Below are 15,671 nucleotides of genomic sequence, written 5' to 3' on the forward strand. Positions count from 1 at the left end.
GGGAGGCGCGTCATCGGACGGTGTCCACGGAGCCTGAACCGTTCTAGTTTTGCTCGTGTCCGACGCGCCGCATCAGGAAGACAGCGCTCGTGGCCTCTGGAAGGAATGAGCGCATCCCGTGAACCCTGCAGGAACTGTCCGCTTGCCCGCTGAGTTCTCGACGATGCGCGTCGCTAGTGTTCCCTTTGCTGCGGCCTCGCTCTCCGAGGCCAGCGAATGGCTGGTCGCGACCGCACTCGCCGGTCGCGTCAAGAGGCAGCCGGTACCGGTACGCCTGGCCAATGCCTATTGCGTGGCGCTCGCCAGTACCGAGGAAGACTATCGAGCGGTGCTGGCCGGCAACGGCGTCAACTTTCCTGATGGCCTGCCCGTGGCACGGTTGATGCGGCTCCGGGCTCGGAAGCACGGTCTGACGCCAGGCCAGATTCGAGGGAATGACTTCTTCTTGGAGGTGCTCGAGCGGGGTGTCGCCCACGGGCTCAGGCACTACCTCCTCGGCGCTACTCCCGAGGTCCTGGCGGAGGTGCAGAAGACGCTCGAAGAGCGCTTCCCATCGGTGAAGTTCGTCGGCTCGTTCTCGCCGCCGTTCAGTCCACACCTGGATGATTGGATTCCCGAGGCCAGCACTGCGATCAAGCAGGCAGATCCCGATGTGATCTGGGTCTGCCTCGGAACGCCGAAGCAGGACTTCGCAACCGCCGCGCTCGCCGAGGCGACCGGGCGCCCGGCTGCGGGCGTGGGAGCGGTGTTCAACTTCGTGGCAGGCACCGTCAAGGAGGCGCCGCCTGCTCTGCGCCGCGCCGGCCTCGAATGGCTCTTCCGGCTCGCGGTGGAGCCGAGGCGCCTCTGGCGACGCTACCTCTTCGGCAACGTTCGCTTCATCTGGGCCGTCATCTCCCACCGGTCGTGATCGTGAACATGAGGCGGGGTGTGCAGGAGCCGTATCTGAGTCTCGAGCTTCCTCGATCGCCCTGCTCGGCGGCCCCAGCGCCTGCGGGCTTCCGGAGTCCACCGGACTACGGCGGGATGGCTCTGCTGGTGCTCGGCCTCAGCGTCCTCCTGTCCACACTTCTGACTCGGGTCCTGGACGGTGGGCGGCTGCGAACAGATGCTCACGGCAGCACGACGCTGGTCGCGAACGGGAACATGGGTGGACTGGTCGGCGTCGGGCTCATGTTGCTCGCGGTGGCCATCGCGAGCATGGCCATCCTCTCGGCGCCGCGGGTCCGCCCGGCCATCACGCCGTACGCAGCAGCGATGCTGCTGCTCGTTTCGTGGTGGGCGTTGTCCGTTCTCTTCTTCCAGGGCAACACGATCACAACGGCGGACATCGTCACGCTGTCGAGCGGAGTGCTGCTCTCGGTAGGTGTCGCGAGCTGCCCACCTACCCTCCTCTCCGTGGCTCGGCTGGATCTTCTCCGCGACGTCACTGTGGTCGCGCTGCTCGTGTACGCGCTGAGCTTCCCGACGGCTGGTCAATCGCCGTGTCGGCCGGACAAGTGTGGGATCTTCGGCAGCCTCTTCATCAGCTTCACGACACACGAGAACGCGGCTGCCGCACTGGTGGTCACAACTTTGCCTTTGGTCCTCGTCCGCCGCAGCGCTCCCCGCCTGGTGTTCTCCCTCACTGTGGCGACATTGCTCGTCCTGGGCACGGGTAGCCGTACGGCACTGGCGACGATCGCTGTTTCCGTCGTCTTCGTAGCCTATGCGTATCGAAAGCTGAGCTCGTCTGGGACGAGGCCGCACATCCTCTGGCGCCTTGCCCCGTTGGTTGCCTTTCTTGCCTCGACAGCGACATTTTTGCTTGCATCGCCGACCGCTCTGACCGGCAGGGGTCTTATTTACTGGGCGATGCGCCAGCAACTCGATGGGTTTGCATTGTTCGTCGGCTCCGGACCCGAGACCATGAAGCGAACAGCCACTCTGCTCGGCGGATTCGCGGTCATCGGCGAGCACGGCCAGGCGCCTCATGTACTCGCATTGGCGGGGATCACGGGCTGGGTGCTCGTCGTCGCAGCTCTCTCTGCGCTGGCCTTCACGGCCCAGTGGACTGCGCGACGTTACATCGCCCTGGGGTTGGCGCTGGCTGCTGCAATCCAAGGCCTTGACGAAGCCGCCTGGAATTTGGAGGTCAGGACCGTCGGCTTCCTGGCCGCGCTGCTGGCCCTGGGATTGATGTGCTCGGCTCGGGGAGGTCCCGACCGGGAGTGTTCGGAAGAAGCGATCACCGGCCGAGGGAGAGAGCGGACCTCGTGGTGAGCCGGTTGAGCGACGAACTCACTTCCGACACGTCGACCGCCCGGGCGGCATTCCACGGACGTGCTGCTGCGGCCTCACGCCTGATGATGTCGACGGTCGTAGCGCAAGGATCGGTCCTCGCGGCGCTCCTGGTGAGCGCCGCCTGGTTGGAACCCGGGGACTTCGCCCTCTATGGCCTCGCCTTCGGTTTGGCGAGCATCATGAGCGCCTGCAGCACCTGTGCCGTCGAGACTCGTCTCGCCGTGGTCGACCGTGCCGACACGGGTGCCCTCCTGAGAGTCGCCTTCTCTGCAACGGCCGGCTTGCTCGTCGTCGGTCTCGGCGCGACGGGCGTGCTCCTCGTGACGACGGGGACGAGTCTGGGGATCACCGTGCTGATGGCTGTACTCGCCTGCGCCTTGATGGCCTGGCAGCAGCTGCTCACCGTGGTCGTTCTGCGTGAATCGACTCCTCAATCGCTGAGCGCCTCGCGCATGTCCCAGGGGGTGACGAATGCGGTCCTGCTCGTCAGCCTCGCTGCTTCCCCCTTGCCCGGGTTCGTCGCGCTCACCGGTGCCTGGGTCGTGTCGCTTGTCATGGGCAATGCCCTGCTGATCAGCATCGAGCCGAGCGTCGCCCAGGATCTCAAGCCGGCGTCACGCAGCGATTGGGCGACCGCGCTGCGGCAGGTGCGATACCAGCCGCTGAGCAACCTGCTCCTGGCCTTGGCTGCGCAGTCGCCGCTGGTGCTGCTTCCCGCCGTGAGCAACGAGGCGATCGCGGGTGCGTGGGCGTTGTGCAGCAGATTGTTCAGCGCGGGTGTGGCCGCCGCCTTCGCCACGGTCCAGCCGATCTTCTACGCGGAAGCGGCGCGACACGCTCGCGAGCAGCGATGGCATGCGTTGCGACGCTGGCACGCCCGGTGGACGGTGTGCCTCTTCGTCTCCGCAGGCCTCGGGTTCGGCGTCGTCGCCTGGATCGTCTCCCTGCTGTTGCCCGCACTTCACCCGGAGTGGGAGGACGTCCAGGGAGTCGTCATAGCCGCGGCGATCTACTGGGCTTCCATCTTCTGGATCGGGCCGGTGTCGCAAACCCTGCAGTTGACGAACGAGATGGGGAGACAGCTCAGCTGGTCCGTGGCCAAGGTCGTGTTGGCGATCGGGGCCTTTCTGGTGGCGGTTCCCTGGGGCGGGGAGTTCGTGCTCCTGGCATGGGCGGCGATGTCCGCCACTGCTGACCTGAGCTTGTTCGCGATGCAGAGGCAATCACTGAACCGTCGGATCCGAGCTCATGGGCTCGCCGTGCAGGCAGGAGCGTGACATGACAGTCCCGAGTGTGTCCGTGATCATCCCGACGGTGGGCCGGCCGGCCCTTGGTGCGGCGGTGTCTTCCGCGCTGGGTCAGACTCTGGCGCCCGCAGAGGTCCTTGTCGTCTTCGATGGGTCGCCTGAGAGTCCGCTGCCGGATCTGGCCGAGCTCGACGACGGACGTGTCCGGATCCTCCGAACGGAGGGCGGCGTCGGTGCCGCGGCGGCGCGCAACGTGGGCATGGCTGCGGCACGTGGCGAGCTGCTCGCCTTCCTGGACGACGACGACGTCTGGCTGTCCCACCACCTCGAGGTGACCGGCGGGGAGTTGGCGGGCGATCCCGACCTCGACGTCGTCAGCAGCCGAGCGGTCTTGCGCGGTGGCGGAGCAGACAGGCTCATGCCGCGCGAAGTCTTCCGCGGTGGCCGGCTGATCGACTTCCTGTACGGAGCTGACACGTGGCGCGCCCGCGAGCGCCGCTTGGCCACGCCCTCACTCGTCGCCCGTCGGGTTGTCGCCCATCATGCGATGGACGCGCAGTTGCCGGTCATGGAGGACATCACGTGGCTCCTGACCCTGGAGAAGCACGGTCACCGGATCCGTCAGGTGGACGCGGTGACTCTGGTCGTCCACGAGGACCAATCGCGGAACGATGCCCGCCTGATGACCGACGGCTGGCAGGCATGGCTCGACCGTCTGCGCTCGCTGAGCGAAGAGGCGTACGCCAACTACTTGGTCAACACGCTGCTCAGAACCGCAGCCCGGCGAGGACGCCTCAATGAGGTCCGCGAGATCACGACCCGCTGGCGAGCGCTGCGCCGGAGATCGGCTCGGAATCGCATCTTGGTGAGTGCCTTCCGCCTGCTTGCTGTGTGCAGCATGGCGCATGCGCACGTGCGTCGGGTGAGCTCGTGACGGCGGCTCTGGTGGGCCCGGTCGACACGGACCTTCCGGACCTCGATCTCGTCATCTGTGAGCAGGTGAATGTCGCGCGCGCCTCGGCCAACGGGATCGAGACCATCATCAGGGGCTTCGTGAAGTTCGGTCCGCCAGGTCTGCGCTTCGGTGTCGTGGGAGCGACGTCGCGCCCGGATGTCGAGCTCGGCCGATGGACAAGAGCGGAGATCGAGGGTCTTCCCGTCTGGTTCTTGCCTGTCGTGAGGACGCCCGAAGCCGGCAAGGCGTCCATCATCTCGTGCTTTCCGGACTCGATGTCGCTCTCGGCCGGAATCCTCCGCTTTGTTCGCCGGTTGCCGAAGGCGACCTATCAAGCACACCGGGTCGAAACTGGCCTGCTGCTGAGCGCGCTTCGTCGTGGGCCGGTCTGCCTGTTCCTGCACAACACGGGGCCCAACCTGCGTGGGCCGGCCTCGGAGTCGGTGTGGCGGCGCCTCCCCTGGCTACACGCACGCGTAGAAGAGGCAGCGATCGGGCGTGCCGCCACGGTGACTGCGTTCTGCAGTGCTGACGAGAAACGACTCCGGGCCATCCGCTCGGACGTGATGCTTGCCCAGACGTGGTACGACCCCGAGACTTTCCGCCCCGCGGTGCACGCAGGGCAGGCGGACGGCCAGGTCGACATGTGCTGGGTCGGCCGTTTCGATTGGCAGAAGGACCCGGTCTTGGCGCTGAAGGTCCTCGACCGGCTGCGTTCCAGGGGTGTCGCGGCTCGCCTGACCATGGTGGGAAACGGCGTACTCGAGCAGGAAGTCCGCGACTTGGCCCAACGGGCAGGTCTCGGCCCGGACATCCGGCTACTCGGGCCTCAACCTCGCGCGGAAGTGGCCAAGCTCATGGCCTCGGCTCGGTTGCTGTTGATGACGTCGCACTTCGAGGGTTCCCCCACGGTTGCGATCGAGGCCAACGCGGTGGGACTCCCGGTGGTTGCGACGGTCGAGGCGGACCCGGAAAGCAGCCTGGCCTACCCCCTCAACGGGATACGCGTCCCCAGTCGCGAGCCCGACGAGTTGGCGGATGCCGTGATCCGAGCGGCCGCCATCTCGCGGGAATCCTGCCTGGCAGCGGCTCGGAGCCGGCAGGCTCCGGATGCGCCGCGTCGCATTCTTGCGGCGAGTCTGCGAGGTCTTTCAGACGCTGCGGATCTCTCGAAGGATCCGTGCCCGGGCAGTCGCTTGACCGAGACTGGCGGGGCATCGGGATGGTCAGACCGTCGCGCGTGACTCGGGGAACGGCCGGTCGTAATTCCGAAACCGTTATCGGGTGCGCGCTACGGCAATGGCCTGCGACGACGCGGCGGGTCGGCATAGCCACCATTGCCCGCAGCGAGCCGGGCCTTGCCGCACTTTCCCCCTGTCGAGTGGGGCAAAGTCCACGAACGTCGTCTTACGCCCTAATTCGGCCGTAGGTTAGCAGTGGAACCGACTCGGCGGTCGAGTCGAGCGGAAGGGCCCGATGGTCTGGGTCCACGGGAAGTGAGGAATAGCTCAGTGGCTAAGTCTGCCTTGATCACAGGCATTACGGGGCAGGACGGCTCGTACCTGGCCGAACTACTTCTGAGCAAGGGCTACGAGGTCCACGGGCTCGTCCGCCGGTCGTCTTCTTTCAACACCGGTCGCCTCGACGACATTTACGAGGACCCGCACGTCAGCGATCGGCACCTCTTCCTGCACTACGGTGACCTGAATGACGGCGTCTCCCTGATCAACCTGCTTCGCGACATCAACCCGGACGAGGTCTACAACCTCGGCGCCCAGTCGCACGTGCGCGTCTCATTCGACCAGCCGGTCTTCACTGGGGACGTGACGGGCATCGCCGCGATCCGCCTTCTCGAGGCGATTCGAGCGGCACGCGTTCGGACCAAGATTTATCAGGCGTCGTCGTCGGAGATGTTCGGCGCCACTCCACCGCCGCAGGACGAGCGCACGCCCTTCTACCCGCGCAGCCCCTACGGAGTGGCGAAGGTCTACGCCTACTGGGCGACGCGCAACTATCGCGAGGCGTACGGCATCTTCGCCGTCAACGGCATCCTCTTCAACCACGAGTCACCGCGTCGAGGCGCCACCTTCGTCACCCGCAAGGTGACCCGGGCCGTCGCCCGGATTCAGGCCGGTCTCCAGGACAAGCTGTACATGGGCAACCTCGACGCCGTCCGCGACTGGGGCTACGCACCCGAGTACGTCGAGGGTATGTGGCGCATGCTCCAGGCGCCGAAGCCGGACGACTACGTCCTCGCGACCAACACCGCCTACTCGGTGCGCGACTTCGTCCGCATGGCGTTCGAGCACGTCGGGCTCGACTGGGAGAAGTACGTCGAGCACGACCTTCGCTACGAACGCCCGACCGAGGTCGACGCGCTCATCGGTGACTACTCCAAGGCCAGGACCGAACTGGACTGGAAGCCGAAGGTCCTCACCCCCGAACTCGTCAAGATCATGGTCGATGCTGACGTCAAGCTCCTCGACGACGAACGCTCGGGGCGTCTGGTCCGCGTCGACCGCTGACGGCTCGGCCCGAGATGCAGTGCGGCGCGTGGCCTGACCGCAGCTCCGAGCAATGGAAACCGACGCCGCGACGACCTTTGGAGAAGTCTTGACCGCACAACGTTCCTCACGAGGTCCAGGCGGTCTACGTGCGGTTATCGGGCAGGACTGGCGAGCCAACGAAGGGAACCCGAAGTTCCAGCTGTTCTTGGCGTTCTTCCGCGCTTGCCAGGCAGTCCGCTCCAGTCGGGCGCCGCGTGTCGCTAGGCTCGCCGTGGACTTGGCGTACCGCTTGATAAGCGAATCGTTCTTCGGCCTCGAGTTGCCGCTGAGGGTCCACGCCGGCTCGGGCCTGAAGATCTATCACGGTTTCGGATTGGTCGTGAACGACCATGTCGAAATCGGCCGTGATGTCACGCTACGAAACGGCATCGTCATCGGAAACAAGTTCCGAGGCGGGCCGGTGCCTCGCCTCGGCGACGAGGTCGAGATCGGCGCCTCTGCCATTATTTTGGGCGATGTCCGCGTGGGCGATGGGGCTGTCGTAGGGGCCGGTGCGGTTGTCGTTCAGGATGTCGACGCAAAGGCGGTCGTCGCCGGGAACCCCGCCACCCCTCTACGGCGCCGCTCCTGAACCTGTCGGCGTACCCATTCGAGGGGCGTGAACCGAAACTGTTGAGTCGGCGGCGTTTACCGCCACCTATCGTTCGCCATACGCGGCGGTCATAGGCGCAATAGGCCGACCGCTCGGAAATCGGGGTTGATGTGGAACTGAGAGAAATCCTCGCCGCGCTGCGCGCTGCGAGGTGGCTGCCCATTGTTTGTCTCGTGCTCGGCGGTGGTGCGGCATTGTTGGTCAGCCTGCTGCAGACGCCGAGCTACACGTCGTCGACCCAACTGTTCGTCTCGACGCCGGACAGCGCCTCGACCTCGGACGCATTCGCCGGTAGCCAGTTCTCCCAGCAACGCGTCACCTCGTACGCCCGACTCATCGCGGGTGAGGACCTGGCCGAGCGGGTGATCGATCGGCTGGGTCTGGACATGACGCCATCCGAGTTGCGGGACGAGATCACTGCGACCGCTGTCGTGGACACGGTGCTCATCGACGTGACGGTCACCGACTCCTCTCCCGAGCGGGCTCAGCTCATCGCTGACGCGTTGGGCAGTGAATTCTCGATCCTTGCGACGGACCTCGAGACCCCCGCGGACGGCGGGCCCTCCCCGGTCAAGGTCGCGGTGACCGACGAGCCCCGAGTCCCTACGACCGCCAGTTCGCCGCAGACCTCGCGGAACGTCGCTCTCGGGATGCTGATTGGTCTTTTCGTAGGAGCGGGGCTCGCGATCGCAAGAGCCCAACTGGACCGCTCGGTGAAGGATTCTGACCAGGCCGTCGAGTTCGCGGGCGCCCCGGTCATCGGTTCGGTGTTTCGTGACAGCGGCCTGGAGAAGCGGCATGTCGTGGAGGGATCGCTCGGCAACCGCGCCGCAGAGGACTACCGGCAACTGCGTACGAACCTGCAGTTCCTCAACGTCGATGACCCGCCGAAGGTCATCATGGTGTCGAGCGCCCTCCAGTCGGAGGGCAAGACCACCCTGGTGATCAACCTCGCCATCGCGCTCGCTGAAGCCGGTCGCCGCGTCACGATCGTGGAGGCAGACCTGCGCCGGCCCAAGGTCGCACGGTATCTGGGTCTCGTCTCCGGCGCGGGCCTGACCAGCGTCCTGACCGGCAACGCGGAGATCGACGACGTCGTGCAGACCTACCGCGACGGCCTCGAGGTCATCGCCGCCGGCCCGTTGCCGCCGAACCCCGGTGAGTTGCTCATGTCCGAGCACATGGCCTCGGTCCTTGACAAGCTGCGCGGCACAAGCGACTTCGTGCTCGTCGATGCCCCGCCCCTGCTGCCGGTCGCTGATGCGTCGGGGCTGGCAGCGCACATGGACGGGGTCTTGCTCAGCGTCCGCCACGGCTGCACGCGCAAGGAGCAGCTCCAGCAGGCGGCTGCCACGCTGCAGCGGGTCGGCGCCCAGGCCTTGGGCGTCGTCCTCAACATCGTTCCGCCGAAGGAGCGGATGGCGGGCTATGGCTACACGTACGAGAGGGATCACCGGCGGGTCGCTCACTCGTCCAAGGGGTGAGCCACTTCGCACTCAGGATGGGCCGCCCTCGGCTCCAGGCGAGAAGAGCGACGGCAGCGGCGTCCTGCTCTCCATGAAGGACGAATTCGCGAGCCGCTGTTGTAAGGAAGGACGGACATGACGATTGCACGACTCGCTCGGGAGGCCCGCACTTTCGTGGCTGGGCATCGGGGCCTGGTCGGGAGCGCTGTACTGCGTTGCTTTGAGGCGGAGGGTTTCGACTCGCTGATTACGCGGACATCCGCAGAGCTCGACCTGCGCGACCCAGCCGCAATAGAGGAGTTCTTCGCCGCCGAGCGTCCGGAAACCGTGGTCATGGCGGCGGCGAAGGTCGGCGGGATCGTGGCGAACAACACCTATCCGGCGGACTTCATCTCCGACAACCTGCGCATGCAGGTCAACGTCCTGGATGCGGCCGCCAGGCACGGCGCCACGAAGCTGCTCTTCCTGGGTTCGAGCTGCATCTACCCGAAGTTGGCACCCCAGCCGATCCGCGAGGACAGCCTGCTCACCGGCCCGCTGGAGCCGACCAACGATGCCTATGCGATCGCCAAGATCTCCGGCGTGCTCCAGGTGCAGGCGCTGCGCCGCCAGTACGGCGTGCGCTACATCTCCGCGATGCCGACGAACCTGTACGGGCCGGGTGACAACTTCCATCCGACGAACTCGCATGTGCTGCCGGGCCTGATCCGGCGGTTCCACGAGGCGAAGGAACAAGGGCTGCCGGCGGTGGCGGTCTGGGGAAGCGGGACGCCGCGGCGCGAGTTCCTGCACGTCGACGACCTGGCGCGGGCCTGTCTGTTCCTGCTGGAGAACTACGACGCGCCCGAGCCGATCAACGTCGGCGTCGGCGAGGACCTCTCCATCCGTCAGCTCGCCGAGCTCGTCGCTGACATCGTCGGCTACGAGGGCCGGCTGGAGTTCGACACCAGCAAGCCGGACGGCACGCCGCGCAAGCTGCTGGACGTCAGCAAGCTGCAGAGCCTCGGCTGGCGCGCCGAGATCGGGCTGCGCGAGGGGCTCCAGCAGACCTATACCTGGTACATCGAGGAACTCGCCGCGGGCGCGCTGCGAGCGGCGTGACGCGCTTGAGTGTGGCGCTCGCGCGTGAGGTCATGCCGCAATGGCGCAGCGCCTCTCGCGCGGGCTGTGGCGCGGTTCGTTCAGTGCTCGTGAGGGGGTCGGACCGCCGGATGGATGTCCAGTAGGGCGTCTGCGAGCGGCTGGAGGGCCTGGGCGATTCGTTCGCCGATCTCGCGGTGTTCCCGACTGGAGAGCCCGATCGGGTCGGGCATGTCGTCGTCCTGAGACGGGAAATGGGACCGGCGGGCGGCGTCGAGACGCAGTCCGAGTTCCCGCGCCCGCTGGGAGCCGGGAAGTGCCGGTAGTCCCATGAGGTCTGCGTGCGGTAACAGGCTCGCCGCCTCGAGGAGTGTGAAAGTGCGGCGCAGGCCCCGCGGGTTGAGCTCGAGCACGTGGGTGCGGTGCTTCCGCGTCATCGTCAACACCAAGTCGGCGTCCAGCGCGACGGTTTCCGTCAGGGCGCGGGCGCGGAAGTCTGTGGGGTCGCCGCCGAGCCCGCGCAGCGCCTCAGCCGCCCGCGGCTCCATCGGCGAACCGACGTCGGCGTACACCCCCGCACTGGAGACCTCGAGGTCGATGTCGCCCGGTGCCCACGCGCGCAGCAGCCGCTCCGCAAGCGGTGAACGGCACAGGTTTCCGGTGCAGACGAAGAGCAGGCGCACTCCTGGACCGTAGGCATTCCCGGGGCGGACCCATACGGCTCGCAAGCAATCCCGACCCCAACGGGCTAGTCGGGGGGAACTCCTCGGGCGCCCCCTGAGCGCAGGCACATCTGAGCAGCCTGCTCAGGTTTCGGCGTCGGCGTGCCGATGAGTCCACCGTGTGGATGTGGTGGATCCTCGGAGGGCTGGCTGCGTGGTTCGCGGTCGCCCTCGCCGTCGGAGTCGTCGTGGGCCGCGGCATCCGGCTGGCCGATCGTCACGAGGCGGCTGACGGCGTCCTGGCCACGGCTGACGCCCCTCGTTCGGCTGTCGCTCGTGAGCCGCGCAGGCGCATCCCGCTGCCACCGGTCGGCATCGCGCTGGCGGCACTCGCCGTCGCGCTGGAGACCGGCGGCTTCATCCTCCGGCTGAACGGTTCGACATCGCAGGCGTTCTCCATGGACGCGCCGTACTCCGCGCCGCGCCTGTTCGTCGCGCTGCTCTTTGCCGGCGCGGGGCTCGTCGCCCTGGCCGGGGCAGGCGCGATGCCGGGGCGCCGAACCTGGTGGACCGCCGTCGGTCTGGTCGCTGGCGTCATCGCCGCGGTGAAGGCCGGCAGCACTCTGCACGCGGACGGCATGCAGGCGCTCAGCGCCGCCGTCGGCTCAACCGCCGCCACGGCGCTCAGCGTCCTCGCGGCCGTGGCGGTCGTCGGGGCGCTCTGGTTCCTCAGCCGCACCGAGCGGCGTGACCGCGCACGGGTCCTGGGCTCGCTGGCCGGTTTCGCCGTGGCCTCGGTCGGCCTGTCCGCGCTCTCGAACATCGCAGACCCCGGGTGGGGCGCGGCGGCGACGTACTTGGAGGAATCGGGCGAGGCGCTCGCCGGCGTCGCCTTCCTCATCGCGGTGCTGGCCGGTGTCGCTCCGCGTCTGGTGCTGCCGGCCGGCTGGCCACTGCGCCGCGAGGTGGACGCACAAACGCTCGATCTGCCGGAGCGGGCATCCGGTCACCAGGCCGCGTGGGACGTCAACGGCTGACCCTGCCGGACCAGGCCCGAACTCGCTTCCGACGGATTCATTGACCCACGCGTGCTCGGGTATACGGCATGCATGGCCAGGTACCGGCTTGTCACGACCTCAGGCGCGGTGCTGCCCGACCAGGAGTTCGAAGGGGCGGGCACCGAAGGCGCCGCCGTCGAAGGCACCATGCGTGCGATTCGACATCGGCTTGCCGTCACACGAACCGGGGCACGGCACTCTGACCAGTACGCCCTGGAAGTCTGTGTAGGTCAGGACTGGAAACGCGTTCGTCTCCTCACGTCCGAGCCCACGCCGGCCCACAGATAGCTGCCGTGTTGCCCTGGCTGAGCCGGCGATACGAGCGCTCTCGGCTGCGCCGCCGAGCACGGCCGTCAGAGAGCCGGACGCACGACCCCGCAGCGGCAGGCGTAGAGGCTCGACCCGCCGAAGGGGTCGTCGCCCGCCCAGCGGAACCAGTGCAGGTGCACCAGTCGGCGGGGCGCCACGGCTGCGTGTCGGTCCGCGTGGGGGCGGCTCCTCGTCCCGTTGAGCACGCAACCAGCGTGCCAGGTCACGTGCGGCGGCGGAAGGGGACGACGCGACCGCCGTGCGACCCGGCGGTCCCCTCGGTCGCGCCGTCTGTGCCGGTCTTGCGCAGCGGGGGAGTCACCGATTCGTGCGCGGCCAGGCCCTCGGTCGTCGGCAACGGAGGCGCGTCGGGGACGGGGGCGCGTCGGGTGAGCGGCCCTCCTTCTCGTCGGCCACCCGGATCGCGCGCACGATCGCCAGCGCGGCGATCGCGGAGACGGCCAGCAGGCCATCCCGATGACCAGCACCCAGGTCATGAGCGTCCTCGAGTGAGGCTGACGGTGTACCTCCGACCGTGGTGTGCCCCGGCGCTCCGCCGTCAACCCTGGCCCCCGCCGTCCTCATGGCTGTCCGACCCGCCCGGTTTCACCAGACTGGTCGGCGCCGCTGCGCCGGCGGGACGATAGGTGCGCGCGTCCGCCCTGCAGCAGGAGGGTCGACGTGATCCACTTCGGGAGCGAAGTGTTTCCGGCGATCGGTGGGAGGTGCGGTGCGGATCTCGGTCATCGGCTGCGGATATCTCGGTGCCGTCCACGCCGCCTCGATGGTGGAGCTCGGCCACGAGGTCGTCGGGATCGACGTCGACCAGCAGAAGGTCGATGCTCTCTCCCACGCCAGGACGCCCTTCTACGAGCCCGGCTTCGACGATCTCCTGAGTCGCACCCTGGCGTCGGGGCGGCTGCGGTTCAGCGCCGACTTCGCCGACGCGGCCGGCGCCCAGGTCCACTTCCTGTGCGTGGGCACGCCGCAGAAGCGGGGCGAGTACGCGGCGGACCTGCGGTACGTCGAGGCGGCCACCGAGTCGCTGCTCGAGGTCCTCGCGCCCGGCGAGCTGGTGGCCGGCAAGTCCACCGTCCCGGTCGGCACCGCCGCCCGGTTGAGCGAGCTCATCGCGAGCAAGGTGCCCGGCGCGCTGCTGGCCTGGAACCCCGAGTTCCTCCGCGAGGGCTTCGCCGTCGAGGACACCCTGCATCCCGACCGCCTCGTCTACGGCCTTCCGTCCGGTCCGGACGGGGACATCGCCCGCGCCCTGCTCGACGAGGCGTATGCGCCCATCGTGGAGCGGAAGACGCCTCAGGTCGTCACCGACTACGCCACCGCCGAGATGGTGAAGACGGCAGCGAACTCGTTCCTGGCCACGAAGATCTCGTTCATCAACGCCATGGCCGAGCTGTGCGAGGCGACCGGCGCGGACGTCAAGCTGCTGGCCGACGCGATCGGCTACGACGACCGGATCGGCCGCAAGTTCCTCAACGCCGGCCTCGGCTTCGGCGGCGGCTGCCTGCCCAAGGACATCCGCGCGTTCATGGCCCGCGCCGGCGAGCTGGGCGCCGACCAGGCGCTGACCTTCCTGCGCGAGGTCGACAACATCAACATGCGCCGCCGGATCCGCATGGTGGAGCTGGCCCGTGAGGTGCTCGACGGCTCGCTGCTGGGCAAGCGGGTGGCGGTGCTCGGTGCGGCCTTCAAGCCCGACTCCGACGACATCCGCGACTCGCCGGCGCTCAACGTCGCGCAGCAGCTGCAACTGCAGGGCGCCGTCGTCCGCGTCACCGACCCGGCCGCCATCGAGAACAGCTGCCGCGAGTGGCCGCATCTCGACTACGTGGCCACCCCGGAGGAGGCCGCCGAGCGCGCCGACGCCGTCCTCGTGCTCACCGAGTGGCGGCAGTACCGCGAACTCGACCCGGTCGAGTTCGGCAAGGTCGTGGCGCAGAAGCGGGTGCTCGACGGGCGCAACGCCCTCGACATGGACGCCTGGACCGCGGCCGGCTGGACGTACCGCGCCCTGGGCCGTCGCGCCGGCTGATCACGGCGCTTTTCGCCCGGCGTCGCGAACTGTCTGTTCCTCCCGCCGCTGGTCCTGCACTATGCGCCCTTCCAATACCTGGGTGGTCGGGGGACCAGTGAAAGAAGTGCACGACGTCATGCGCAGGCTCGAGGAGCTCGCGCCGATGACCATGGAAGCGCTACGGGACGCCGTGGCCCTCCTGCAGACGCACGCGCGGACCGGGCTGCCCGGAGCGGCCGCTGCGCGGCTGCGCGCCGCGTACGCGATCGAGCGGCCGACCGCTCTCAGTACCTAGCCGCCCGTCAGCGGGGGACGTCGGGCAGCGCCTGCTTGTCGAACTCCGCAGCGTTCTGCGCCAGCGAGTCGCTGTGCAGATACGCCCACATGCGCTCGCAGGTGACGCCGTCCAGGTAGACGACGCTCGCCGTGCCCTCCCGGCCGGTGCCGAGCACGGGTGCGGTGAAGAAGTCGACGTTCTCCGGCGTCAGGTCGCGCATCGAGTACGCGAGCTGGAACAGGTCGGTGCTGCCCAGGGTGTCGTCGATGCTCACCGAGTCGGTCAGCGCCCGCAGCGACCCGTCGAGCTTGCCGACGTCCTTGAACGTGTCCGAGCTGAACAGCTTCTGGAAGACCGCCTGCAGGTACTGCTGCTGGCGCTTCACGCGGTCGAAGTCACCGCCGTCGAGCCCGTAGCGCTGGCCGAGGTACCAGCGGGCCTGCGCGCCGGTGATGTGGTTGACGCCGGCCGTGAACGTGTAGTCGCCGTTGGTCGTGGTCTCGGCGACCTCGACGTCGACCCCGCCGAGCGCGTCGGTGACCTCGGCGATGCCGTCGAAGTCGACCGCGACGTAGTGGTCGATGCGCACCTGGGTCAGCTGCTCGACGGTCTGGATGAGCAGGCTCGGGCCGCCGAACGCGTAGCTGGCGTTGATCTTGTTCATCCCGTGGCCGGGGATGTCGACCCACGAGTCGCGGGGGATGGAGATCAGCTGGGCGTGCTGCCGGTCCGCGGACAGCCGGGCGATCATGATCGCGTCGGAGCGGCCGTCGGGGTCCTCGCCCGAGGCGGGGTGCCCGCGGGTGTCGGAGCCGACAAGCAGGAAGGTGACCGGGTCGCCGCCGGGCTCGTCGGCCGAGGTGGCGGGGGCCGGCCGGTCGCTCTCGTCGAGACCGGCGAAGACGTCGTCGATCCGGTCGATGTTGCCGGCATAGCGCGCGGTCACGAACCACAGCCCGCCGCCGACGAGCACGGCCAGGACGATCGCGAGGACGCCGGCGCTGATCAGCGTGCGGCGGAGCAGCTTCCGCCGGCGCGGAGGGATGTCCTCGGCGGGTGCGTCGTCGGCCTCCGCGGACGTGTTCGACTCGTCGGCGTTCAAGTGGTCCCCCGTCGTCCCCCGTGCTTTCCATCGAGGGTACG

At 68.0% G+C, this 15,671-nt stretch carries 14 protein-coding genes; 12 read left to right on the forward strand and 2 right to left on the reverse strand.

Features of this window, described 5'->3' with window-relative positions:
- Positions 1 to 142: 142 nt before the first annotated feature.
- From AB3388_RS01010 to AB3388_RS01050, 9 genes are all read left to right on the forward strand, one after another.
- The gene (locus tag AB3388_RS01010) at positions 143 to 910 is read left to right on the forward strand and encodes a WecB/TagA/CpsF family glycosyltransferase (protein WP_495408895.1); all 768 of its coding nucleotides are present in this window, start codon (positions 143 to 145) and stop codon (positions 908 to 910) included.
- A gap of 116 nt (positions 911 to 1,026) precedes the next feature.
- Complete coding sequence (locus AB3388_RS01015) at positions 1,027 to 2,262, forward strand: hypothetical protein (RefSeq protein WP_495408896.1); 1,236 nt, start codon at positions 1,027 to 1,029, stop codon at positions 2,260 to 2,262.
- 5 nt (positions 2,263 to 2,267) lie between these two features.
- Entirely contained in the window at positions 2,268 to 3,560 is a 1,293-nt protein-coding gene (locus AB3388_RS01020; protein ID WP_495408897.1) for a hypothetical protein, read from the forward strand.
- Positions 3,561 to 3,576: 16 nt separating this feature from the next.
- The gene (locus AB3388_RS01025; RefSeq protein WP_495408898.1) at positions 3,577 to 4,464 is read left to right on the forward strand and encodes a glycosyltransferase family 2 protein; all 888 of its coding nucleotides are present in this window, start codon (positions 3,577 to 3,579) and stop codon (positions 4,462 to 4,464) included.
- Positions 4,461 to 5,729 (forward strand): glycosyltransferase, encoded by a 1,269-nt coding sequence (locus tag AB3388_RS01030; protein WP_495408899.1) that lies wholly within the window; start codon positions 4,461 to 4,463, stop codon positions 5,727 to 5,729. The genes AB3388_RS01025 and AB3388_RS01030 overlap by 4 nt, the downstream gene beginning before the upstream one ends.
- Positions 5,730 to 5,996: 267 nt before the next feature.
- Positions 5,997 to 7,010 (forward strand): GDP-mannose 4,6-dehydratase, encoded by a 1,014-nt coding sequence (gene gmd / locus AB3388_RS01035; protein ID WP_495408900.1) that lies wholly within the window; start codon positions 5,997 to 5,999, stop codon positions 7,008 to 7,010.
- A gap of 253 nt (positions 7,011 to 7,263) precedes the next feature.
- On the forward strand, positions 7,264 to 7,623 hold the full coding sequence (locus tag AB3388_RS01040; RefSeq protein WP_495408901.1) for an LbetaH domain-containing protein: 360 nt from the start codon (positions 7,264 to 7,266) through the stop codon (positions 7,621 to 7,623).
- Positions 7,624 to 7,754: 131 nt separating this feature from the next.
- Complete coding sequence (locus tag AB3388_RS01045) at positions 7,755 to 9,128, forward strand: tyrosine-protein kinase domain-containing protein (RefSeq protein WP_495408902.1); 1,374 nt, start codon at positions 7,755 to 7,757, stop codon at positions 9,126 to 9,128.
- Positions 9,129 to 9,245: 117 nt separating this feature from the next.
- A complete protein-coding gene (locus tag AB3388_RS01050; protein WP_495408903.1) occupies positions 9,246 to 10,211 on the forward strand; it encodes a GDP-L-fucose synthase family protein in 966 nt (321 codons plus the stop codon).
- 80 nt (positions 10,212 to 10,291) lie between these two features.
- Here the strand turns inward: AB3388_RS01050 and AB3388_RS01055 are convergent, their stop codons facing one another.
- Entirely contained in the window at positions 10,292 to 10,873 is a 582-nt protein-coding gene (locus tag AB3388_RS01055) for an arsenate reductase/protein-tyrosine-phosphatase family protein (RefSeq protein WP_495408904.1), read from the reverse strand.
- A 164-nt stretch (positions 10,874 to 11,037) separates the two neighbouring features.
- On the opposite strand from AB3388_RS01055, the gene AB3388_RS01060 reads away from it, so the two are divergent.
- From AB3388_RS01060 to AB3388_RS01070, 3 genes are all read left to right on the forward strand, one after another.
- On the forward strand, positions 11,038 to 11,889 hold the full coding sequence (locus AB3388_RS01060) for a hypothetical protein (protein WP_495408905.1): 852 nt from the start codon (positions 11,038 to 11,040) through the stop codon (positions 11,887 to 11,889).
- Between the two features lie 1,060 nt (positions 11,890 to 12,949).
- The gene (locus tag AB3388_RS01065) at positions 12,950 to 14,269 is read left to right on the forward strand and encodes a UDP-glucose dehydrogenase family protein (protein ID WP_495408906.1); all 1,320 of its coding nucleotides are present in this window, start codon (positions 12,950 to 12,952) and stop codon (positions 14,267 to 14,269) included.
- A 145-nt stretch (positions 14,270 to 14,414) separates the two neighbouring features.
- Complete coding sequence (locus AB3388_RS01070; RefSeq protein WP_495408907.1) at positions 14,415 to 14,546, forward strand: hypothetical protein; 132 nt, start codon at positions 14,415 to 14,417, stop codon at positions 14,544 to 14,546.
- Between the two features lie 7 nt (positions 14,547 to 14,553).
- Here AB3388_RS01070 and AB3388_RS01075 read toward each other — a convergent pair whose 3' ends face one another.
- Positions 14,554 to 15,630: an LCP family protein gene (locus tag AB3388_RS01075; RefSeq protein WP_495408908.1), complete on the reverse strand. Its 1,077-nt coding sequence runs from the start codon at positions 15,628 to 15,630 to the stop codon at positions 14,554 to 14,556.
- Between the last annotated feature and the right edge of the window lie 41 nt (positions 15,631 to 15,671).

It is taken from the genome of Geodermatophilus sp. SMS 5-13, assembly GCF_059428245.1.